At 70.5% G+C, this 21,795-nt stretch carries 16 protein-coding genes; 6 read left to right on the top strand and 10 right to left on the bottom strand.

The genetic code is table 11. The features are described 5' to 3' along the window. Positions 1 to 122 precede the first annotated feature (122 nt). Complete coding sequence (locus AB0333_RS02965) at positions 123 to 1,721, top strand: serine/threonine-protein kinase (RefSeq protein ID WP_366217278.1); 1,599 nt, start codon at positions 123 to 125, stop codon at positions 1,719 to 1,721. Positions 1,722 to 1,821: 100 nt separating this feature from the next. On the opposite strand, the gene AB0333_RS02970 is transcribed toward AB0333_RS02965, so the two are convergent. The 4 genes from AB0333_RS02970 to AB0333_RS02985 form a co-directional block, all read right to left on the bottom strand. Continuing rightward, positions 1,822 to 2,172: a hypothetical protein gene (locus AB0333_RS02970; RefSeq protein ID WP_366217279.1), complete on the bottom strand. Its 351-nt coding sequence runs from the start codon at positions 2,170 to 2,172 to the stop codon at positions 1,822 to 1,824. 12 nt (positions 2,173 to 2,184) lie between these two features. Then, complete coding sequence (gene sucB, locus AB0333_RS02975) at positions 2,185 to 4,056, bottom strand: 2-oxoglutarate dehydrogenase, E2 component, dihydrolipoamide succinyltransferase (RefSeq protein ID WP_366217280.1); 1,872 nt, start codon at positions 4,054 to 4,056, stop codon at positions 2,185 to 2,187. 104 nt (positions 4,057 to 4,160) lie between these two features. Further along, a complete protein-coding gene (lpdA, locus tag AB0333_RS02980) occupies positions 4,161 to 5,540 on the bottom strand; it encodes a dihydrolipoyl dehydrogenase (protein ID WP_366217281.1) in 1,380 nt (459 codons plus the stop codon). A 123-nt stretch (positions 5,541 to 5,663) separates the two neighbouring features. Next, positions 5,664 to 7,205 carry a leucyl aminopeptidase gene (locus AB0333_RS02985; protein WP_366217554.1) on the bottom strand — a complete coding sequence of 514 codons (1,542 nt, stop codon included), beginning with the start codon at positions 7,203 to 7,205 and terminating at the stop codon, positions 5,664 to 5,666. Between the two features lie 208 nt (positions 7,206 to 7,413). Between AB0333_RS02985 and AB0333_RS02990 the strand changes: the two genes are divergently transcribed. The 3 genes from AB0333_RS02990 (at position 7,414) to AB0333_RS03000 (ending at position 11,507) form a co-directional block, all read left to right on the top strand. Further along, complete coding sequence (locus AB0333_RS02990; protein ID WP_366217282.1) at positions 7,414 to 8,481, top strand: PAC2 family protein; 1,068 nt, start codon at positions 7,414 to 7,416, stop codon at positions 8,479 to 8,481. Between the two features lie 95 nt (positions 8,482 to 8,576). Beyond that, entirely contained in the window at positions 8,577 to 9,902 is a 1,326-nt protein-coding gene (locus tag AB0333_RS02995; protein WP_366217283.1) for a DUF4192 family protein, read from the top strand. Between the two features lie 348 nt (positions 9,903 to 10,250). Then, on the top strand, positions 10,251 to 11,507 hold the full coding sequence (locus tag AB0333_RS03000) for an RNA polymerase sigma factor (protein ID WP_366217284.1): 1,257 nt from the start codon (positions 10,251 to 10,253) through the stop codon (positions 11,505 to 11,507). A 208-nt stretch (positions 11,508 to 11,715) separates the two neighbouring features. Here the strand turns inward: AB0333_RS03000 and AB0333_RS03005 are convergent, their stop codons facing one another. Continuing rightward, on the bottom strand, positions 11,716 to 11,943 hold the full coding sequence (locus tag AB0333_RS03005; RefSeq protein ID WP_159551305.1) for a hypothetical protein: 228 nt from the start codon (positions 11,941 to 11,943) through the stop codon (positions 11,716 to 11,718). A 386-nt stretch (positions 11,944 to 12,329) separates the two neighbouring features. Between AB0333_RS03005 and AB0333_RS03010 the strand changes: the two genes are divergently transcribed. Both AB0333_RS03010 and AB0333_RS03015 read left to right on the top strand, forming a co-directional pair. Beyond that, positions 12,330 to 14,450 carry a DNA topoisomerase IV subunit B gene (locus AB0333_RS03010; protein ID WP_366217285.1) on the top strand — a complete coding sequence of 707 codons (2,121 nt, stop codon included), beginning with the start codon at positions 12,330 to 12,332 and terminating at the stop codon, positions 14,448 to 14,450. 7 nt (positions 14,451 to 14,457) lie between these two features. After that, positions 14,458 to 15,093, top strand: coding sequence for a class I SAM-dependent methyltransferase (locus AB0333_RS03015; protein ID WP_366217555.1), 636 nt, complete (start codon positions 14,458 to 14,460; stop codon positions 15,091 to 15,093). Between the two features lie 3 nt (positions 15,094 to 15,096). On the opposite strand, the gene AB0333_RS03020 is transcribed toward AB0333_RS03015, so the two are convergent. The 5 genes from AB0333_RS03020 to AB0333_RS03040 all read right to left on the bottom strand — a co-directional run bounded on the left by AB0333_RS03020 (position 15,097) and on the right by AB0333_RS03040 (position 21,640). Then, a complete protein-coding gene (locus AB0333_RS03020; protein WP_366217286.1) occupies positions 15,097 to 16,095 on the bottom strand; it encodes an NAD-dependent epimerase/dehydratase family protein in 999 nt (332 codons plus the stop codon). Beyond that, positions 16,092 to 18,962 (bottom strand): alpha/beta fold hydrolase, encoded by a 2,871-nt coding sequence (locus AB0333_RS03025; protein ID WP_366217287.1) that lies wholly within the window; start codon positions 18,960 to 18,962, stop codon positions 16,092 to 16,094. The genes AB0333_RS03020 and AB0333_RS03025 overlap by 4 nt, the downstream gene beginning before the upstream one ends. Further along, entirely contained in the window at positions 18,959 to 19,981 is a 1,023-nt protein-coding gene (locus AB0333_RS03030) for a 3-oxoacyl-ACP synthase III (protein WP_366217288.1), read from the bottom strand. Before AB0333_RS03030 ends, AB0333_RS03025 begins: the two co-directional genes overlap by 4 nt. 198 nt (positions 19,982 to 20,179) lie before the next feature. After that, positions 20,180 to 21,142 (bottom strand): M56 family metallopeptidase, encoded by a 963-nt coding sequence (locus AB0333_RS03035; protein ID WP_366217556.1) that lies wholly within the window; start codon positions 21,140 to 21,142, stop codon positions 20,180 to 20,182. 129 nt (positions 21,143 to 21,271) lie between these two features. Further along, positions 21,272 to 21,640, bottom strand: coding sequence for a BlaI/MecI/CopY family transcriptional regulator (locus AB0333_RS03040; RefSeq protein WP_366217289.1), 369 nt, complete (start codon positions 21,638 to 21,640; stop codon positions 21,272 to 21,274). Between the last annotated feature and the right edge of the window lie 155 nt (positions 21,641 to 21,795).

Raw genomic sequence — 21,795 nt, forward strand, 5'->3', positions numbered from 1 at the left:
CTAGCCCCGGCCCCGCTGGCTGTGGATAACGGCTGCAGAGGTGACGGGGGACCGGCAGGATGGACGACAGAGCTGCACAGAGCTGAACAGAGCAGGACGTGCGCTGACCGGAAGGAGACCCGATGGAGCCGTCGACACCGTGGCCGCAGGTGCCCGGTTGGGAGGTCCGGCGTGAACTGGGGCGTGGAGGCAGCTCCACCGTCTGGCTGGTGGCCGACGAAGAAGGGGCCGAGGCGGCGTTGAAGATCCCGGACCACCGGGTTGAGGCGGCGGCTGAACTGCTGGACATCGAGATGACGGCCGTGGGCGAGCTGCACCATGACCACGTGGTGCGTCCCCTGGGCGTGGTGGCCACGGACCGTGGCCCGGGCCTGCTCAGTGAGTATCACCCCGGCGGTTCGCTGGGCACCCTCGTCCGGGCGGCCGGGCCCCTGCCCCTGGGCCAGGTCGTCACCGTGCTGGTGCCGGTCGCCCAGGCACTGCAGGCTCTCCACGAGCACGGCGTGGTCCACGGTGACGTGTCACCGGGCAACATCCTCTTCACGGTCATGGGCCGGCCAGCCGTCTCCGACCTGGGCTCCTCCCGGCTCTTGGGTGGTCCGGGCCGCCGTCTGGGGACGCCGGGGTTCGGCGCCCCCGAACTCGACCGGGACGGGCTTGCTGGACGTCCGGGCGGAGACAGCCCTGGGCTGAACCCCGCGGCCGACGTCTACTCACTGGCCGCCGTGGGGTGGTTCGCGCTCACCGGACGCGCGCCGGCCCCCACGTCCTCCCGGGCTCCTCTGCCCCTGATCGTGCCGGACATCCCCCTGGACGTGGTCGAGCTCCTCGAGGCCGGCCTGGAGGAGGACCCTAGTCGGCGCCCCACCGCCGAACGCTTCGCGATGGCCTGCTACCGATGGACCACCCCGGTCCCCGTGGACCTGTACCCTGCGGCGGGACCGGACGTGGCGATGGAGCTGCCCACCCGGCGACGGGAGGCCGGGTCAGCCGGCAGCGGGCGCCGAAGTCAGGGGCGGCGTGCTCGGCGCGGGCCGCGCGGACAGGGTGAGCGACACGGACGGTGGGGCCGGCGTGGCTGGGTGCTGGGCGGGGGAGCGGCCACCGCCCTCGTCGTGGCGGTGACGGCGGGCCTGTACCTGGCTGCCTCCGAGGCGGTCCCGGGGCCCGACCCGTCAGCCCGGGCCGGCTCCACCGCCGCCGGCACCGCGACTCCCTCGGAGACCAGGGCGGAGGCCGGCGCGGAGACCGAGGCGGAGACCGAGGCGGAGACCAGGGCGGAGGCCGGGGCGGAGACCGAGGCCGGTTCCCCGGAACCGGAAGCGACGACCGGACTCGGGATGGAACACGTCGCCGATGCAGCGGAGGCCCTGGGGCAGGCCCGCACCGAGGCGCTCACGTCCCTGGATCGCCGGCACGTGGCGGTGTACAGCCTTCCGGATTCACCGGCCTTCGCTGAGGATGTCGGCCTGCAGGAGCAGTTGGAGTCGCAGGGCCTGCGCTTCGAGGGCTTACGCCTGGAGACCACCGTCTCCGGTGCGATCGAGCAGGCCGATGCCTCGACGGCCACTGTCCCCGTCGAGCTGACCATCAGTCCCTATCGCACGGTGACGTCCAGCGGGGACACCGTGGCGGAATCCCGCACGTCCACGGTGGAGCGGTTCACCGTCCACCTGCAACGGACCACGGCGGGCTGGAGGGTGCGTGAGATCCTTCCCTGACCGCCGAACGCCCGGGCGCCGAGGCTGCCGGACCTGCAGAGACAGAGACGGCGGCCGACCGGAGAACCGGTCAGCCGCCGTCAGCGGTGTGTGGCGTGGGTCAGGAGAAGTCCTGCCACAGCACGGCGATCAGGATGTTGATCAATCCGAGGCCGCCCGTGGCGTGGGCCAGTCCGGTCGGCACCGGCTCGCCCTGGTTCTCCTTGCGCCGGCCCAGCAGAGCCGTGATGAAGACCGCCAGGCCGACGGCCAGCTTGACGCCGATCTTGGCGTGGTTCACCGGTCCGTCACCCATCTCGGCCAGTCCGGCCAGCAACAGACCGGAGACGATCATGCCCCAGGATCCCCACCACTGCGACTTCGTGATGGTGGGGTTCTTGAAGTGGGCCAGCCACCCGCCGACGATCGCGGCGGCGGAGATGATGTGGATGGCGACGAAGAGAGCGGTCACGACCTCCACAGGCTAGAGCCCCAGCTCGTGGGCGAACTCGCCTGCTTCGAGACGGGCCTTGACGGTCTGCAGGAAGCGTCCGGCGTCGGCACCGTCCACCAGGCGGTGGTCGTACGTCAGGCTCAGGTACATCATGTGGCGGATGGAGATGGTGTCGTTGCCATCCGGATCGGTGATGACCATGGGCCGCTTGACGATGGTGCCCACACCCAGGATCGCCACGTTGGGCTGGTTGATGATCGGGGTGTCGAACAGCGCCCCCACCGAGCCGAAGTTGGTGATGGAGAAGGTCCCGCCACTGAGCTCGTCCGGGGAGATCTTGTTGTTCCGGGTCCGATCGGCCAGATCGGCGATCTTCCCGGCGATCCCGGACAGGTTTAGCGAGCCGGTGTCCTTGATCACGGGGACGAACAGGCCCTTGTCCGTGTCCACAGCGATCGCGATGTCCTCGGAGTCGTGGTACGTGATCTCCGAGGTCTCCACGTTGAACTCGGCATTCAGCTTCGGGTGCTGCTTCAGTGCCTCGGCCGTGGCCTGGGTGATGAAGGGCAGGTAGGTGAGCTTCACGCCGTTCTTCTGCTGGAAACCGACCTTGGCCTTGCCGCGCAGGGCGACGATGCGGGTCATGTCGATCTCGTGGACCTGCGTCAGCTGCGCCGAGACGTCCAGAGATTCCCGCATGCGCTTGGCGATGGTCTGCCGGATGCGCGGGGCCTTCTCGGTGGTGCCGCGCTTGGCCGGGTCCACGGTGCTGGCGGCAGCGGGGGCCGGAGCCGAGGCTGCCGCGGAAGGGGTTGGCTGGGCGGCCGGGGCCGGAGCGGAGCCGGTCTGCTTGGCCTTGGCCGCCTCCGCGGCCACCAGGACATCCTGCTTGCGGATACGGCCACCGACACCGGTGCCTACCACGGTGGACAGGTCGACGTCGTTCTGCTGGGCCAACCGGCGCACGAGCGGCGTCACATACCCCTCACCCGGGGCCGAGGCCGGGGCGGAGGGGGCGGGCGTGGAAGCGGGAGCGGAGGGTGCTGCCTGCTCCTGCTCCTGCTTCTGCTCAGGGGCCGGAGCGGACTCGGCCTGCTGCTGTGCCTGGTCTGCGCTCTCCTTCTCGGACGTTTCCTCAGAGATGTCCTCGGACTGAGCCTCGGTCTTCTCTTCCGACGTGTCGGCCTGCTCCTCTGCGGGTTCCGCCGGCTTGTCCTCGGCGGCTGAGCCGCCGCCGGAACCGGAGCCGACGAGGGCCAGGACGGCGCCGACCTCGACGGTCTCGTCTTCCTGGACCTTGATCTCCTGCAGCTTGCCGGCCACGGGGGAGGGAATCTCGGTGTCCACCTTGTCGGTGGAGACCTCCAGCAGGGGCTCGTCGACCTCGACGTCGTCGCCGATCTCCTTCAGCCAGCGCGTGACGGTGCCCTCGGTGACGGACTCGCCCAGGGCGGGCAGGGTGACCTCGGTCGACTCGCCCGAGCCCTGTTCCTCGGCGTCCTCGGCGGCGACCTGCTCGGAGGACAGTTCCTGTCCCTCAGTGCTGCTGTCCCCGGCCTCATCGTTGGCCGGGGCCTCGGCGGGTTCCTCTGCGGGCGCCTCGGAGGACTCCTCGGCGTCGGCCTCTGCGGCCGCCGGGGCGTCGTCGGATGAACCGGCGCCGGAGCCCGAGCCGATGCGTGCCAGCGGGGCGTCGACCTCCACGGTCTCGTCCTCCTGGACGAGGATCTCCTCGAGAATGCCGGCCACGGGGGACGGGATCTCGGTGTCCACCTTGTCGGTGGAGACTTCCACCAAGGGCTCGTCGACGGCGACCTCGTCGCCGACCTCCTTCAGCCAGCGAGTGACGGTGCCTTCGGTGACGGATTCACCAAGGGCCGGCAGGTTCACGGTTTCAGACATGTCGTCCCGTTTCTCCTCAAGTGCGTGCCGGCTGCCCGCCGGCGTGACGATGGTTGGTGGCCGGCCCCGTGGCGGGACCGGCCGGTTGCTGTTCTTCGGTGCTGTCAGCCGTGCAGCGGGTGGCCGTTCAAGGCCATCGCGGCTTCGCCGAGGGACTCGTTCTGGGTCGGGTGTGCGTGGACGAAGGCGGCCACGTCCTCCGGGTAGGCCTCCCAGTTGACGATCAACTGGGATTCACCGATCTGTTCGCTGATGCGCTTTCCGATGCCGTGGACGCCGACGATCGGCCCGTTCTTCTGGCGGACCATCTTGATGATGCCCCCGGTGCCCAGGATGGAGGACTTGCCGTTGCCGGCCAGGTTGTAGGTGGTGGTCTCCACGTTGGACTCACCGAACTTCTCCTTGGCCTTGGACTCGGAGTAGCCGACGGACATGATCTCCGGCTCGGTGAAGGTCACCTTGGGGATGTTCACGTCCTCGACGATGATCGGGTTGTTGCCGGCGATCTCCTCGGCCACGAAGTGACCCTGCTGGTAGCCGCGGTGTGCCAACTGGACGCCCGGGACGATGTCACCGATGGCGTAGATGTTGCCCACCCCGGTGTGCAGGCGCTCATTGGTGATGACGAAGCCCCGGTCCAGCGGGATGCCCTGTTCCTCATAACCCAGTCCCTGGGTGACTGGGCCGCGGCCCACGGCGACGAGGCAGACCTCGGCGGTGAATTCCTTGCCGTCGGCCAGGGTGACCTTGACGCCGTCGCCGGTCTCCTCGACCTTCTCGAAGAAGGTGCCCAGGTTGGACTTGATGCCCTTCTTCTTGAACTCGCGCTCCAGGATCTTGATGATCTCCGGATCCTCGTTCGGGACGAGGTGGTCCAGGCCCTCGACGATGGTGACGTCCACGCCGAACGAGTTCCAGGCGGAGGCGAATTCGGAACCGATGACGCCGCCCCCGAGGATGATGGCGGACTTCGGGGTGTAGTCGAGCTCCAGGGCCTCGGTGGAGGTCATGATCTTGCCGCCGATGGGCAAGCCGAAGGTCTTGGCCTCGGAGCCGGACGCCAGGATGATGTTCTTGCCGGTGTAGCGGGTCCCTCCGACCTCGATCTGGTTCTGGGAGACGAGCTTGCCCTCGCCCTCGATGACCTGGACCTTGCGCATCTTCAGCAGCCCGGTGAGGCCCTTGTACTTGCCGGCGACGATGCCGTCCTTGTAGGACTTCACCCCGGCCATGTCAACGGAGTCGAGGGTCGTGTGGACGCCGTACTTGGCGGAGTTGCGGGCGTCGTCGGCCAGCTCGGCGGCATGCAGGTACGCCTTCGTCGGGATGCAGCCCCAGTGCAGGCAGGTGCCGCCCAGCTTGGCCTTCTCGATCAGCCCCACGGTCATCCCGTACTGGACGGACCGCAGTGCGGCGGCGTAGCCGGCGGAGCCACCGCCGAGGATGAGTACGTCGAATTCCTGGGCGGTTGCCTCTTCGGCCACGATGGTGCTCCTCACAATCAGGTGCCAGAGTCTCCGGCACCCTTCGGGGTTGGGGTGATGATCCCGTCGGGATCGTAGCTGTGATGCCTCGGTTTTACCTTAGCCGCACGGGACCACTGCCTTCTACTTCCCGCGCGGCAGACCGGCACGTCGTTCGAGGTAGGCCACCAAGGTCCGGACCATGACGCCGGTGGCGTCCTTGGGCGTGTAGCCGTAGGCACCGGAATCGTTGAAGGACGGGCCGGCGATGTCCAGGTGGGCCCAGGGTGTGGGCTCGGCCTGGGCTGCCTCGGGGGTGCGGCCGGCGTCGACGAACTCCCGCAGGAAGGCCGCGGCCGTCATCATTCCGCCGAAGCGGTCGCCCACATTGGACAGGTCCGCCACCCTGGAGTCCAGCGACGCCCGCTGGTCCTCGGGGATCGGCATGGCCCAGGCGGTCTCCCCGCTGGCGTCGGCGGCGGCCACGAGTTCGCTGCGCAGGCCCTCCGAGCCCATCACGCCGGTGGTGCGGTTGCCGAGGGCGATCATCTGCGCGCCGGTGAGGGTCGCGATGTCGATCACCGCGTCCGGCGTCTCATCGGTCGCGGCCACCAGCCCGTCGGCCATCACCAGGCGTCCCTCGGCGTCGGTGTTCATGACCTCGACGGTCTTGCCGCCGTACATCGTGATGACGTCGGAGGGGCGCTGGGCGGTGGCGGAGGGCATGTTCTCGGCCATGCACAGCCAACCGGTGACCTTGACGGGCAGCTCGAGTTCGGCCGCCGCCGCGACCACGGACGCGACGGTCGCTGCGCCGGCCATGTCCGACTTCATCGTGGTCATCGACGTCGGCGGCTTCAGGGACAGGCCGCCGGAATCGAAGGTGATGCCCTTGCCGACGAAAGCGATGTGCGGGGAGTTCCGGCCGGCCGCCGACGGCGTGTACTCGAGCTTGACCAGCCGCGGAGGCCGCGTGGAACCCTTGCCGACGTTGAGGATGCCGCCGAACCCGTCCTTCTCCAGCTTCTTCTCATCCCACACCGTGACCTTGACCGGCAGCCGCCGCACGGCCTCGGTGACCTCCTCGGCGAAGGACGCCGGGAACAGGTGGGACGGGGGCGTGTTGACCAGGTCGCGGGTCGCACGGACCGCGCGGGCCACGACGGCGGCGCGCTGCAGCACCGGTCCGGTCACCTTCGGCTTCAGCGACGTCACGACGGCGGCGCGCTCCACCGGGTTCTTCCCCTTCGCCCGGGCCTCGGCCGAGCGGAAGGCGGTGAACGAGTAAGCGGCCAGGGCGGCTCCCTCGGCGACCGCGCCCAGCAGCTCGGGGGTCTCGGCCGGGAGGCCCAGGGCCACGGAGGGGGTGCCCGAGAGTTGGCGGACGGCGGCCCCGGAGGCTCGGCGCACCGCCTCGGTGGACACCCCCGCACCCGGCTCTCCGGTGATCCGGCCGACGCCGGTCAGCACCAGCAGGGGGAACGGCAGCGGGTCCAGCCCCGGGATCCGCACGACCTCGTCGGCGGCACCCGTGACGCCGAGCGCCTCCAGCGAATCCGCCAGGGCGCGCGCGCCGGCGTCGGGAAGCGGGTTCGGCAACAGCACCGGCCCGTTGTCGGTGGAGCAGACGCCGACGACCAGGGCCGAGGCGGCATGCTTGCTGTTCTGGGACAGCTTGGGTCCGATGGCGGTGAGGACAGGGCTGAAATCGTTGATCACGTGGGTGATTCCCCTCGATGGCAATGAGCATGGGCGGTGGTTCCGGTCTGCCTCGATCCTAGCCACGGAATACGCGCAGGCCACAGTACGTTGGTATCACCACCAGGGGCCGGAGCAGCTGGCCGGTCCGGCCCGATGTACCGCCCCCTGACCCGAGGCACCGGAAGGACGCACCATGCAGGATCCCACCACGCTGTTTTCGCTCGAGCCAGCCGGCCGCGACCTGTTGGCCGGTGGCTTCGACGGTGCCACAGCGCTGCGCGGCCTGGGCATGCTGGCCGTCTTCGGCGGGCACATGGACGCCGGTCACCTCTCCGAGCAGGTACGGGACACCGTCTTCGACTCGTTGGACCACAAGCTGCTGGCCAGCTTCGACGCGGACCAGCTGGTCGACTACCGCTCACGCCGTCCACAGATCACCTTTGACGGCGAGCGCTTCCGCGATTACCAGACCCCTCGGCTGCAACTGCACCTGGTCTCCGACGCCCTGGGGCGGCCGTTCCTGCTGCTCTCCGGGCCTGAACCGGACTACCAGTGGGAGCGTTTCGTCTCCTCGGTGCTGTTCCTGGTGGAGAAGCTGGACGTCAAGCTCGTCGCCCTGATCGATGCCGTGCCCATGCCCGTTCCGCATACCCGGCCCCTCGGCGTGACGGCTCACGGGAATCGTGACGAGTTGGTGGCGGGCCTGTCCACATGGAGCCCCCAGGCACGCATGGTGTCCGGCGTCGGTCAGCTGCTGGAGCTGCGGCTGGACGAGAACAACCGCGGAACCACCGGCTACACCCTCCACGTCCCGCACTACCTCAACGATGCCGCCTACCCGCAGGCCGCCGTCGCCGCGCTGGAGTACGTGGGGGCCGCCCTGGGTCTCATGCTGCCCACCGAGGAGTTGCGCGAACGGGGCCGCGAGGTGGACCGCGAGCTCGACCGCCAGACCGGCTCCTCCCGTGAGGTCACCGCCATGGTGGAGGGCCTGGAGAAGAACTTCGACCAGAACTCGCCGGGGGCCGGCCGCTCCCTGTTGGTGGGTCCGGACGAGCAGGTCCCCGATGCCGAGGAGCTGGGCGCGGCCGTCGAGGAGTACCTGCAGAGCCAGCCACGCCATGCGCTGGACGCCGGCGGGGGCGAGCGTCCCGAGGACGGGGGCGCCGAGGCGGGCCCCGATGGCTCGGAGGATCCTGCCGCCCCGGACGGTTCCGAGGACGGTCCGGCGGAGGCGCCGGACAGTCGCCCCCGGGACTAGACCGCTACTCCACAGCCGGCCGAGACCGCCCACAGCCCCACAGTCGGGGGTGTGGGCGGTTCCGTGTCCGGCAGGCAGACGGAAGCGTGGAGGCCATGCACACAGACCTCCCCGACGATCGCGTCCGTCCCGGCCTGCCCGCCTCGATCCCCGCCCCGGTCAAGGCCGCCGGAGTGGCCGATCTGGTCAGCTACATCCAGCACACCCTGGGTTTTCCGCCCCGCCACAGCCTGGCGGCCATCAGCATGACCGGCCGCAGCCTCGGCGCCGTCCTGCGGTGTGACTGGGACCCCGGCACGGTGAGGACCTGGGCGGACCACACTGCCTACGCCCGCCAGTTCGCCGGCCATCTGGCCCGTGACCTGCGGGCGAACGGCTGCGTGGCCGTGCTCTTCCGGGATGAGGCCGACCGGGAGGTCGACGAGGGTGCGGCGAGCGAGGGCGGGGGAGCGAGCAGCCGTGGGAGCGGGCGTGACGGCGACCGTGGGAACGGATCCGGCCGTGCCGAGGATCCGACCAGCGAGTCGGATCGCCTGCTCGCCGCCGCACTGGAACGCGAACTCAGTGAGGTCGGGCTGCCCCTGATGGAGCTCTGGCTGATGGCCGGGGGCCGCCTCTGGCACGTGGACTGTCCCGACCCCGGATCGTGCTCCGGCCATGGCTCCCTGGCGTCCTGGGCCGAGACCAGCGTCGTCAACACCTCCCTGATCGTGGAGGGATCCGTGGTGGAAGCGGAGCCGGTGGGCAGTGGGCTGCCGCCCGCCGCGGAGGACTTCTCCGAGGAGCTCACCTGGGCACTGCGGAACATCGTGGAGAGCAGCGGCTGGCTCGGCGCCGAGGACGAGGCCGACGGCCCCGACGAGCTGGTGTCCTGGCTCGAGGCCTGGGAACGGGTCCTGGCGGGCGAGGAACTCCCGGACCAGCCGACCGAGCGGGCCGCCCTCATGGCAGGTCTGCTCCTGGTCGAGCGGCGAGACTGTCTCCTCGCCGCCGCATGCTTCACCCTGGAACGCGCCCTGTCCGGTGCCGCCTGGATCGGCACCCTGCCGGCGGAGGCGTCGTTGGCCTTCGGGGCCGAGCCTCGCGAGGTCAACGGGGTGCTCTATTCCTCCGTCATCCTCGCAGCCAGCCGGCGGGCGCCGGACTGGGAGCGCGTCGCCCACCTCCAGAACGCCTGCTCGGGGCTGCTGCCGGAGGCCGCCGGCCCGGTGGCGTCGGCACTGCGGTGTCTGGCGGCCTGGGTGGAATGGGCGCGGGGCCGTGGTTCGGCCGCCGGCAGGATCCTGCTCGAATGCCGGCACGAGGACCCGGACTATCCGCTGGGCCAACTGCTGGGGGAGATCGTGGACCGGGGGATGCTGTCCGGCTGGGCCGCCCGGCGGGAGACCGCCTGGTCGGCCACGGCCCGCAGGACGGGCTGATACCCCGTACGCGGGGCCGCTCGAACGGTCTGGGGCGGCGCGCGGGAGCCGCTGATGCGTCGGCCCGGTGCTGGCCGTGGCATAATCGGCGGGGCCGACCCCGGCTCCTGTTGACATCCCTCCACCCGCCGATTCCCCGACAACACCTCGGGATCCGGGACCATCGGAGAGGGACGGGAACAAAAGTGCCATGGGGGTCGTTGACCACATGAAGACCCTGCGTCCGCGGGTCCGGAAGAACGGGATCGTCATCCCGGGGCCTCCGGGTGCAGTTCCAGCGGATTTGACAGGGTCATAGTGGTGTTGACCGTTAGGGGCCCTCCGGGATGCCCGTACGAAAGGTATTGAGTGACTACTTCTTCCAAGAAGACCGAGACGCAGGGCAGCACGGCCGTCGAGGACGCCGTTGCGGAGGACCAGGGGGCGGCCAAGGCCACCGCCCGGACGTCCGCCCCGAAGTCGAGTGCCACGAAGACCACGGCGGCCAAGGCCGCCGCGAAGTCCGGACGGGCCAAGGCTGCGGCCGCGAAGCCCTCCGAGGAGACCGTGGACGCCACCGACTCCGAGGCTGAGACCGATGAGGCCACGGAGACGCCGGCGGCCTCGGCCGAGGCCGAGGAGACGAGGACCCGCGGTGGATTCGTCGTCTCCGATGCGGAGGACGACGCCCCGGTCCAGCAGGTCGTGTCCGCCGGCGCCACGGCTGATCCGGTCAAGGACTACCTCAAGCAGATCGGCAAGGTCGCTCTGCTCAACGCGGAACAGGAAGTCGATCTGGCCCTGCGTATCGAGGCCGGTCTGTACGCCGAACACAAGATGAAGGACGAGCCCCCCACGGAGGCGCGGTTCCGGCGGGACATGGAACTGGTCATCGCCGACGGTCGTCGCGCGAAGAACCACCTGCTGGAGGCCAACCTGCGCCTGGTCGTCTCCCTGGCGAAGCGCTACACCGGACGCGGCATGCTGTTCCTGGACCTCATCCAGGAGGGCAACCTCGGCCTGATCCGCGCCGTGGAGAAGTTCGACTACACCAAGGGCTTCAAGTTCTCCACCTACGCCACGTGGTGGATCCGTCAGGCCATCACCCGTGCCATGGCGGACCAGGCCCGCACCATCCGCATCCCGGTCCACATGGTCGAGGTCATCAACAAGCTCGCCCGCGTGCAGCGTCAGATGCTCCAGGACCTGGGCCGGGAGCCCACCCCGGAGGAACTGGCCAAGGAACTGGACATGACCCCGGAGAAGGTCGTCGAGGTCCAGAAGTACGGCCGCGAGCCCATCTCCCTGCACACCCCCCTGGGTGAGGACGGCGACTCCGAGTTCGGCGACCTGATCGAGGACTCTGAGGCCGTGGTGCCCGCGGATGCTGTGAGCTTCACGCTCCTGCAGGAGCAGCTGCACTCGGTCCTGGACACCCTCGCCGAGCGCGAAGCGGGTGTGGTGGCCATGCGCTACGGCCTGACGGACGGACAGCCGAAGACGCTGGATGAGATCGGCAAGGTCTACGGGGTCACCCGCGAGCGTATCCGCCAGATAGAGTCCAAGACCATGTCGAAGCTGCGCCACCCCTCGCGCTCCCAGGTGCTGCGCGACTACCTGGACTGAGCCTGACCGTCCCGAACCGGCCGCTCCGGACCAGAAGGTGAGGAGCGGCGGCCACGGGACACTCCACCGCAGCACGAAGGCCCGGCACCATCAGGTGCCGGGCCTTCGTCGATCACGGATGCCGTTGCTCCGGAACCTCGTGGATCGGCTGCGTCAGTGCCGGGTCTGAGGCGGTGCCGGGCGCGTGGCGATCCGAGGGGGAAGAGCCTCAGTCTGCGTCCACGGGCTGCTTCTCGTGCAGCTTGTTCGTCTCGTCCTGCCACAGGGTGGTCTGCGGGCGGAGGGTCTCTTCCACTGCGCGGGCGTGGTGCCCGCAGAACAGCAGTTCGCCGCCGCTGTGCAGGACAGCGCGGACGTAGGCCTGGGCTCCGCAACGGTCGCAACGGTCGGCACCGGTCAGGACCGGCGGTTCAATCGTCGTGGCGGTGGTGGTCATGTTGGCCTCCTCATGTGGTGCCCCTATTCCCCTCGGGCCGGTCCGCAGGGACCGGGGGGATCGGTACTTGAAGGGTACTGCGTACACCTACGGAACCATCATCCTCGCACTTTTGGCCGCAGGCGCGAGCGGGGAGGGCCGGTTTTCGCTGATTGCGTACCCGGTGGTACTCCGCCCGCACCTGCGCTGCGTCTCCCGAGCCCGAGGTGCCGCTGTCGTCGGCGCCCGCCGGGACCCCGTCAGGGCTTGAGTCCAGCCGATGTGGCGCGGTCCCCGCCGGGTTCCCGCCGAACGGCGCCCCGTGCCGATAACCTGAAGGACGATCATCTACCCCTTCGTGAACCGGCGAGGGGCGCCAGCAGTCATCAGGGAAGTAAGGGAAACGCATGTCCCGCAGCAGTGAGTACAACGCCCGGCACCTCTCCGTGCTGGAAGGCCTCGAGGCCGTCCGCAAGAGGCCCGGCATGTACATCGGCTCCACGGACTCCCGCGGTCTGATGCACTGCCTCTGGGAGATCATCGACAACTCGGTCGATGAGGCGCTGGGGGGCTACGGCCAGTCCATCGCGGTGACCCTGCACGCGGGCGGGTCTGTCGAGGTCGAGGACAACGGCCGAGGCATCCCGGTGGACATCGAGCCGCGGACCGGCCTGTCCGGCGTCGAGGTGGTCTTCACCAAGCTGCACGCCGGCGGCAAGTTCGGGGGTGGCTCCTATGGTGCCTCGGGGGGGCTGCACGGGGTGGGCGCCTCCGTGGTCAACGCCCTCTCCTCCCGCCTGGACGTCCAGGTGTTCCGCGGCGGCAAGATCCACCAGCTCTCCTTCCACCGGGGCGAGCCAGGTCAGTTCGTGGACACCGGGGCCACCGCCCGGCCGGATGCGCCGTTCACCCCCTCGGCCGACCACTCGCCCATGGAGATCGTGGGCAAGGCCAAGCGTGGGCAGACCGGCACCAAGGTGCGGTACTGGGCGGATGAACAGATCTTCACCCCGGACGCGAAGTTCTCCTATGAGGACCTGCAGCAGCGGGCCCGGCAGACCGCGTATCTCATCCCCGGGCTGAAGATCACGCTGCGGGACGAGCGACGGATGCCGGGCACCCCGGGGGAGATGGGACCCCATGAGGAGGTCTTCCACTACGACGGCGGCATCTCCGAGTTCGTGGACCACCTCTCCTCCGTCAGTCCCATCACGGATGTGTGGCGGCTGCAGGGTACTGGCACGTTCTCCGAGCGCGTCCCCGTGCTGGGCGAGGACGGCCGGTCGGCCATGCAGGATGTGGAGCGCCAGTGCGAGGTGGACATCGCCCTGCGCTGGGACGTCGGCTACGACACCCACCTGCGCTCGTTCGTCAACATCATCTCCACTCCCAAGGGCGGCACCCACCAGTCGGGCTTCGAGCAGGCGCTGCTGAAGACCGTCCGCAAGGTGGTGGAGGCCAATGCCCGCAAGCTCAAGGCCGGCAACGACAAGATCGAGAAGGACGACGTGCTGGCCGGGATGACGGCGGTGCTGACCGTCCGCCTGGCCGAACCGCAGTTCGAGGGACAGACCAAGGCGGTCCTCGGCACCCCGGCTGTGCGCCAGATCGTGGCCAAGGTGGTCGAACAGCAGCTCGGCGCGATCTTGAAGTCGACGAAGAAGCACGAGAAGAACCAGGTCTCGGTGCTGTTGGAGAAGGTCGTCTCGGAGATGAAGTCCCGCATCTCCGCCCGGACTCACAAGGAGAACCAGCGGCGCAAGAACGCCCTGGAGACCTCCACCATGCCGGCCAAGCTGGCCGATTGCCGGACCACGGACGTGGCGTCCTCGGAGCTGTTCATCGTGGAGGGCGACTCCGCCCTCGGCACGGCCAAGCTGGCCCGCTCCTCGGATTTCCAGGCTCTGTTCCCGATCCGCGGCAAGATCCTCAACGTGCAGAAGGCCTCCGTGGGGGACATGCTCTCGAACGCCGAGTGCGCCGCCCTGATCCAGGTGGTCGGCGGTGGTGCCGGTCGCAGCTTCGACCTGTCCTCCGCGCGGTACGGCAAGGTCATCCTGATGACCGATGCGGACGTGGACGGCGCTCACATCCGCACCCTGCTGCTCACCCTGTTCTTTCGCTATATGCGCCCCATGGTCGAACAGGGCCGCGTGTTCGCCGCAGTGCCGCCCCTGCACCGGGTGGAGGTCATCCACTCCGGCAGCAAGGCCAACGAGGTGGTCTACACCTACTCGGAGAAGGAGCTGCACGGCCTGCTGGCCCGTCTCGAGAAGGACGGCAAGAACTACAAGGAACCGATCCAGCGGTACAAGGGCCTGGGGGAGATGGACGCGGACCAGCTGGCGGACACCACCATGGACCCGCGCGTGCGGATGCTTCGCCGGGTGACCATCCCCGAGGCGGAGGAGGCGTTGCAACGGGCAGAACACGTCTTCGACCTGTTGATGGGCTCCAACGTGGCACCGCGCAAGGACTTCATCATCTCCGGTGCCGGCGCCCTCGACCTCGACCGTATCGACACCTGAGGTGACGATGGAGCCCTGGCCCGGCCAACCCGGCTACGACGCCCTGGCGGAACTGTACGACCGGACCTTCCCGGGCCCGTGGCAGCGGCCGTTGGACCGGCACTCCGTGGATGCCTTCGCCGACGCGCTGCCCCGAGGCGGGACCATCCTGGACCTGGGGTGCGGCACCGGCCACGTCACCGTGGAACTGGCATTCCGCGGCTTCACCACCATCGGCGTGGATCCCTCGGCCCGGATGCTGGAGATCGCGCGCAAGCGCTATCCTCAGCGCACCTGGATCGCCGGCGACGCCCGCTTTCCCGCCGCAGACCCGGTGGTGCGCGCCACCGGTCCTGTCAGCGGGATCCTGGCCCGGTTCAGCCTGATCCACGTCCCGCCCGACCAGGTTCCCGCGGTCCTGCAGTCCTGGGCCGCGCACACGGAGCCCGGCTGCCAGGTGCTCCTGGTGTTCCACGGACTGCTGGAGTCCGGGCAGGACGTGGAGGAGTTCCCGCATGCGGTGGCCCGGGCCTGGCGATGGAACCCCTCGACGTTGGCCCAGGCACTGGACGAGGCCGGGTTCGCCGAGACATGGCGGGTCATCGTCTGCCCTGACCAGAACCACGCCTATCCCGAGTGCCACCTCAGCGCCGTGCGGCGTTAGAACTCACCCTCGACGGTAGTGCGCGGCCAGCAGCTCCAGGCCGCGGTCAATGGACACGGCCGGCACCCAGTCCAGCTGTGTGCGGGTGCGCCGCTGGTCGAACCAGTGCGCCGTGGAGAGCTGTTCGGCCAGGAACCGCGTCAGCGGGGGCTCGTCCCCGTCGCGGCCGAGATCGGCCGCGTCCCAGACCCGTTCGATGACGGCACCGGCGCCGCGAGCGAGGCCTCCGGGAATCCGCAGCCGAGGCTCGGGGGCGCCTCCGGCGGTGGCCAGGCCCCGGACGAGCTCGCCCACCGGCCGGGGCTCGCCATTGGTGACCACGAGGGCCTCCCCATGGACCCGGTCCACGGCGGCGACGGCGGCCACCACGGCGTCCACGGCGTTCTCCGAGTACAGGGTGTCGATCAGGGCGGCGGCCGGCCCGAGCAGCGGCATCCGGCCGGCCCGGGCACGGTCGACGATGCGCTGGGTCAGCTGGGTGTCCCCGGGTCCCCACATCAGGTGCGGGCGCAGGACGAGCACCCGCAGGTCCGCGCCGTCGGCGGCCAGGGCCAGCAGTTCCCCGGCGGCCTTGGTGCGGGCGTAGTGGCCGCGCGCGCGGTCCGGATCCGCCGGACCGGCACCCTCACCCACGATCGACGTCCCGGCATGGGCGACCGACGGCGAGGAGAGGTGGACGAAGCGCTGGGCACCCGCCCGGCGGGCGGCCTCCAGGACGGTCGCCGTGCCGCCGATGTTGACCTGCTCGAACTCGTGGGCGGGTCCCGAGACGGAGACCTTGGCGGCCACATGGACCACCGTGTCCCGGCCGGACATGGCCCGCTCGACGGCCGCGGCATCCGTGACCGTGCCCAGGACGTCGCGGGCCCCCGCCACCCCCGAGGGACGGCGCTGCAGGGTCACGACGTCGGCCCCGGACTCCACGAGGCGGCGCGCCACCCCGGAGCCCAGGAGACCCGAGGCACCGGTGACGAGCACGCGGAGAGGGGGTGCGGCACTCACGGGGTGCCCACCTTCCCGCCGGACAGGACCCGATCAGCCCAGTGGGCGATCCGGGTGCGGTCGATCTTCGAGTTGTGGCGGATGTCCACGGGGACCCGGTCCGTCACGAGCACCGCTGCCACGGGAACCGGGGCGGCGGCTGCCCGCACGGCTGCCGTCAGCTCGCGGGGGGCCAGCCCGGGGCGGGGCCCGCGGGCACGGCCCGCCGCCGCGGCTTCGACGACGGCCACCACGGCCTGGGTGCCCCGCGGCCCGACACCGACGACGGCCGACCGGGACACGCCGTCGAGGGCGTCGATGCGTGCCTCGGGGCCACCGGGCGCCACGGGTCCGTCGGCCGTGAGGGCCACATGCTGCAGGCGGCCCTCGATCCAGAGCCGGCCAGCGGCATCCAGGTGGCCCACGTCCTGGGTGCGGTGCCAGTCCAGCCCGTCCTTGTCGTCCCGCCTGCTCAGGGAGTCCGTCAGCCACAGCCGGTCGTAGCCGGCCTTCTGATGGGGCGCGGAGATGACGACCTCGCCCAGGACGCCGGCGGCGTCGGGACCCTCGAGGGGCGTCCCCGTCGGGCTCCCGTCGGCCGTCAGGGGATCGATGGCGATGCGCACGGGGCCCACGGGGTGGCCCACGCACACGCCGTCGTCCAGCTTGATCGCGTCCCCTGGGGGACCCGCGGCCGGGGCCGCGAGCGCGATGATCGCGTCCCGGTCGATGTCCGCCAGCAGGAGGGCCTCGGTCATGCCGTAGGGCGAGTGGAACTCGGCCCGGGGGAAGAGGGCGGCCACCTGCGCCATCAGCTGGGGGTGGACCGGGGCGCCGGCGGACAGCACCAGGTCGATGCGGCCCAGCACGGCGTGGTCCTCGGGACCGAGCTGCGCCGCGGTCGCCACGACGTTGCGCAGCGCAGCGGGGGAGGCGAAGAGGATGGTGGCCTGGCCGGCACGGGCGGCGTCGGCGACGGCCTGCGCCGTGAGGGTGGCGGGCTCCGTCACGGACATGTCCGGGGTGACCGAGGTGGCACCGATGGCCGGTCCCAGCAGGGCGAAGGGGGCGAACCCGGCCAACAGGGAGGAGCCGGGCCGGACATGGAAGACGTCCCTCAGCAGTCCGGCCAGTGCCGAGAGGCGGCCGTGGGTGTAGAGGACACCCTTGGCCGGACCCGTGGAGCCGGAGGTGTACAGGATGGCGGCCGGATCGGAGGGTGCGGGCACGTGGGCGGTGCCGTCCGTGCCCCGCGGGCCTGCGAACCGGGCCCCCTCATGGTCGCGGGCCATCCGGTAGAGGCTGTCCTCCACGCCGAGGGCCCGGGCGAGGGGTGCGGGCAGCGAGGAGACGGAAAGTCGGCGTCCGGGCCAGCGCTGCGACCGCGCCACGGCCAGACCGGGGACCTTGCCGATGACCCAGTCCGGCCGGGCTGCCCGCACGGCGCGGGTCATACCGGCCACGCCCAGTCCGGCGTCGGCGACCACCACGACGGCGCCGATCTTCAGGGCCGCGTACAGGGCCGCGGTGAGGTCCCGTCCGGGGGTGACCATCAGGGAGATCCGGTCGCCCGGGCGGACCCCGCGGGCCACCAGGCCGGTGGCGATGGCGTCCACGACGCTGGACAGGCGGTTCCAGCTCAGCGGTGTCCGGTCGTCCCCGGCCATGTCCACGAGGGCCGGGGCCGGACTGTCGCGCCAGTCCTCCAGGTAGGACCACAACGGCCGGCCGGTGGTCTCGTTCCAGCGGTCCTCCACCGGACCGGGGCCGGCCTCGGGTGCCGCCTCACTCGTGGTGGCGACAGCCACGCCGTCCGGGACCCGGGTGCGGGCGGTGCCGTCGAGCACCTGGCCGGCCCACCGCAGGATCGGGGTGGCGATGTCCACGTCCTCGGCCAGCAGATGGCCGGCCGTCTCGAACCGGTGCAGGTCGGCCTGGGGGAGCCGCTGCAGCAGGTCCGCCTGGTACCGGTCCAGGAACACCGGGTCCTTCGGGCCCCACAGCAGCAGGGCGGGTGGGGTGAAGGCGGCCACGGAGGCCGCCACCCGGCGCAGTTCCGGGTAGGAGGCGTGCTGCGGTCCGACGGGGATGTCGGCCACGAAGCCGCCGATCCCGCCGCGGCGCTCGGCGGAGGCATAGGGGGCGTGGTAGGCGGCTTTGAGGCCTCGGTCCAGGCCGGGGTGGCCGAGTGCCGTCGTGACTCGCAGGAAGGCGTCGGTCAGGACGGTGGAGCCGGCCAGCAGGGGGCCGGCGAGGGCCGCCTGCAGCGGGGCCGGGATCGGCTCGGACTCGTCATGGTGGACGGCGGTGTTCAGGGTCATCGCGGCGGCCACCAGGTCCTGGTGGCGGCCGGCCCAGCCGAGGGAGACGACGCCGCCCCAGTCGTGGCCCAGGGTCAGCAGCGGGTGGCCGGCGCGGGCCTGGACATCGAGTCCGAGGGCGGTGACGAGGGCGTCGAGGTCGGCTAGACGACCGCCCAGGGTGCGGTAGCCGGCGTCGTTCGCGAAGACCGGGTCCGGGGCGCCGGCTGCGGCGGCGGGACGGGGGAGGGACCCGTGCGGCAGGCGCTCGGAGAAGCCCATGTCCAGCTGGTCCGGGGCGACCACGCGCCACACGGGGCCCTCGCCCTGCAGGGCGGTGCGGACGGTCGCTGCGGCCAGGGAGCGCCACAGGTAGGACCAGGTCGGGTTGCCGTGCACTGCCAGGATGGTGCCGTCCGGCTCCACGCCGGCCTGGGCCAACACATCCCCGGTGTCCAGCACGTGCAGGGTCCGCTGGCCGTCAACAGTGGCGATCGGCACCAGCGCGCTCCAGGCGGGGTCCCAGCCGGGAAGGGGGACGGAGGCGGAGTCGGCCGGCAGGGTGGCTGGGGCGGCGGGGATCCTCACCAGGCGATCTCCAGCATGGCGGTGTTGAGCCCGGAACCGACGCCCATGCAGAGCACCTTGTCGCCGGCCGACAACTGGTCCACCTCCCGGGCCAGGGTGATCGGCAGGGACGCCGGTCCGACGTTGCCGAGCTCGGGGAAGGTGATGGGGAATCGTGCCGGGTCCAGGCCGGTCGCCTCGGTGATCGAATCGGTGTGGAGCCGGGAGACCTGGTGCGTGACGTAGCGGTCCATGTCCGACCAGCCCCAGTCTGCCGGGACGTCGTTCCAGGCGTCCATGACGAGCTCGAGTCCGTCCTTGAGCAGGGCGGTGGAATCCGTGAACATGCCCTTGTGGTCGCCCACGCAGAGGTCATGGTGGTCCGTGCCGGCGCGGGTGATGCCGCGGACGATCCGGTGGCCCTCGGGGTGCTGGTCGGTGCGGCCGATGACGGCTGCGGCGGCCCCGGAGCCCAGGGTCAGGGAGGCGAACTGCTCCATGAAGTTGCTGCGGTCCACGCCGTCCTGCTTCAAGTTCTCCAGGGTGGCCTGCTGGACCTTGACGGAGTCCTCCCCGGCCACGACGACGGCATAGTCGACCTGACCGGAGTCGATCATGGAGGCCGCCAGGGTGATGCCGTTGACGAAGCCCAGGCACGCGTTCGTGATGTCGAAGTTCGTGGCGGAGGTGGGAAGGCCCATCTCGTGGTGGATGCGGACGGCGACGGACGGTTCGAGGGTCTCACGCGTGACGGAGGTGTTGACCATGAGCCCGATCTGGTCCGGCCGGACGCCGGCCTTGGCCATGGCTTGGCGGCCGGCTTCAGCGGCACCCAACTGGAAGTGGCCGGGGTGTTCCCAATTGCGGCGGGCGTTGACGCCCGCGACGCGCGGCAGCAGACCCTTGGGGAGCCGCAGCCCCTTCAGGACATCGGCCAACTCCTCGTCGAGCTGTGCACTGGTCACGGTGACCGGGGCCAGTACTTCCGTCACGGAGAGGAGTGAAGCATTGGAGTGACGGAATGTCGCGTTGCCTTGCACTATGGGGCCTGGTCCGTTCGTGGGGGTCAAAGGGGTCGGGTGGCAGGGCGGCGGTGGACGCCACCAACGCCCCAGCCTAGCGAACCCCGGCCGGTGGAAAGCCGAGAGTCGGCTGGGAGGCACCTGAATGACGACCCGGAAGCCCGGTGGTGGCCGGCGGACGGTGGCCGCGTCGGCGGCAGTGGGTGCAGCCCCTGTCTACAGCAACAGCACCAGCGGGAAGATGGCCAGGCCCAACGCTGCCACGACGACCAGGAGGCGAACGGCCACCGGCAGGGGGTCGGCGGGGGACAGGAGGCGGTACAGGCGAAGGGTCAGGGGGACGGATCCGTCCCCCTGGACATTCTCCGTGCGCGGCGGTACCGGTGCCGGTGCTGTCGGTGCCCCGGCCTCTCCGGTGAGCACGATGGCCCGCACCAGGTCCCGGCGGTCGTGGACGGTCAGTGCGGCGTCGTCCGCCATCATCTCGGTGAGGCCGGCCACGGCCCGTTGAGCCATCGCCGTGGTGGGCAGCCAGGCCACGGCCCGGTGCCAGGCCTCGAAGGCCAGCCGGAGCAGATCGTGCCGTTGGCGCAGATGGGCCCGTTCATGGGCCACGACGGCGGCCACCTCCGGTTCCGACAATTGGTCCAGCAGTCCGCGGGACAAGACGGTCAGGGAGCCGGTCAGCCCGGGCAGGCAGTACGCCAGCGGCACATCGTGGGGCAGCACCCGGGTGGGGGTCCCGGAGATGCCCTCCGCCAGTCGGCTGCGTTCGGACGGCGGCGCTGCCAGGAGTTCGACCATCTGGCGGTGGCGGCGTCGGTTGGCCACGGTCTTCACGGCGGTGACGGCCAACGTCAGCACGAGGTGGGCGAAGAGCATCAGGGCGAGGGTGGCGGCCGCGATGCGGGTGGGCAGCCACGGGTCGTGCTCCAGCAGGGGGATCCAGGAGCCCTCCACGAGGGACCGGACGAAGGCGGGGGCCGCCTCGACCACGGTGTCCCCGAAGGGGGTGAGCCCCCACAGGAGGGGAAAGCCGATCAGGGAGAGGCCGCCGGCGAGGGCGACGGACTGCCAGAGTGCCATGGCGGCGGCGGGAGCCCGGCGGACCCAGCGCGCGCGTCCGAGCAGGACCGGGACCGGCCAGGCCAGGATCACGGCCAGCGCGGCGAGCAGCATGACGGACACGAGGGAAAGTCTAGAGGGCGGAATCTCCCGCTTTCAGTCGACGTGGGGTGCGTGTCGGGGCGTCAGACCCACCCCACGTCGACTCAAAGTCGGGATCCTGAGCCGGGATCGCGCGGTGGATCAGGATCCCAGGAGGCGCCGCACGGCCGCTGCCTCATCCGGGCCGATGCCGCCGATGAAGCGGGCGAGGACGGCCTCGCGGTCCGGCACGGAGCCGAGTACCTCGTTGAGCAGGCCGACGGTGTGGTCCTCCCGGGACGAGGCGGCGGCATAACGATGGGGCCGGCGCCCGCCGTCGCGGTGGACCAGGCCCTTCTTCTCCAGGCGCGACAGCACGGTGAGTACGGTCGTGACGGCGAGGTCAGCGGCCAGGGCGTCCCGCACGTCATTGGCCGTATGGGCTCCCGGTTGGTCCCACAGCAGGTCCATCACGGACCGTTCCAAATCTCCCAGTGCCACCGGCGCCTCCCTCAAAGCAATGATCTCCACCACAGGTGTCCTTCCGGACTCGACTTTATTCTACAGGACGTAGAACTTGGGGTTACTCTGGTTTCTACAAGCTGTAGAAGTCGAGTGCCGGACGCTCCCTTCGCCCTGGTGAGGCGGCGTTCGGTCCGGACCGGTGCGGACCCCACTCCGCCCCG

It is taken from the genome of Citricoccus sp. NPDC079358 (genome assembly GCF_040702545.1).
Lineage (GTDB): Bacteria > Actinomycetota > Actinomycetes > Actinomycetales > Micrococcaceae > Citricoccus.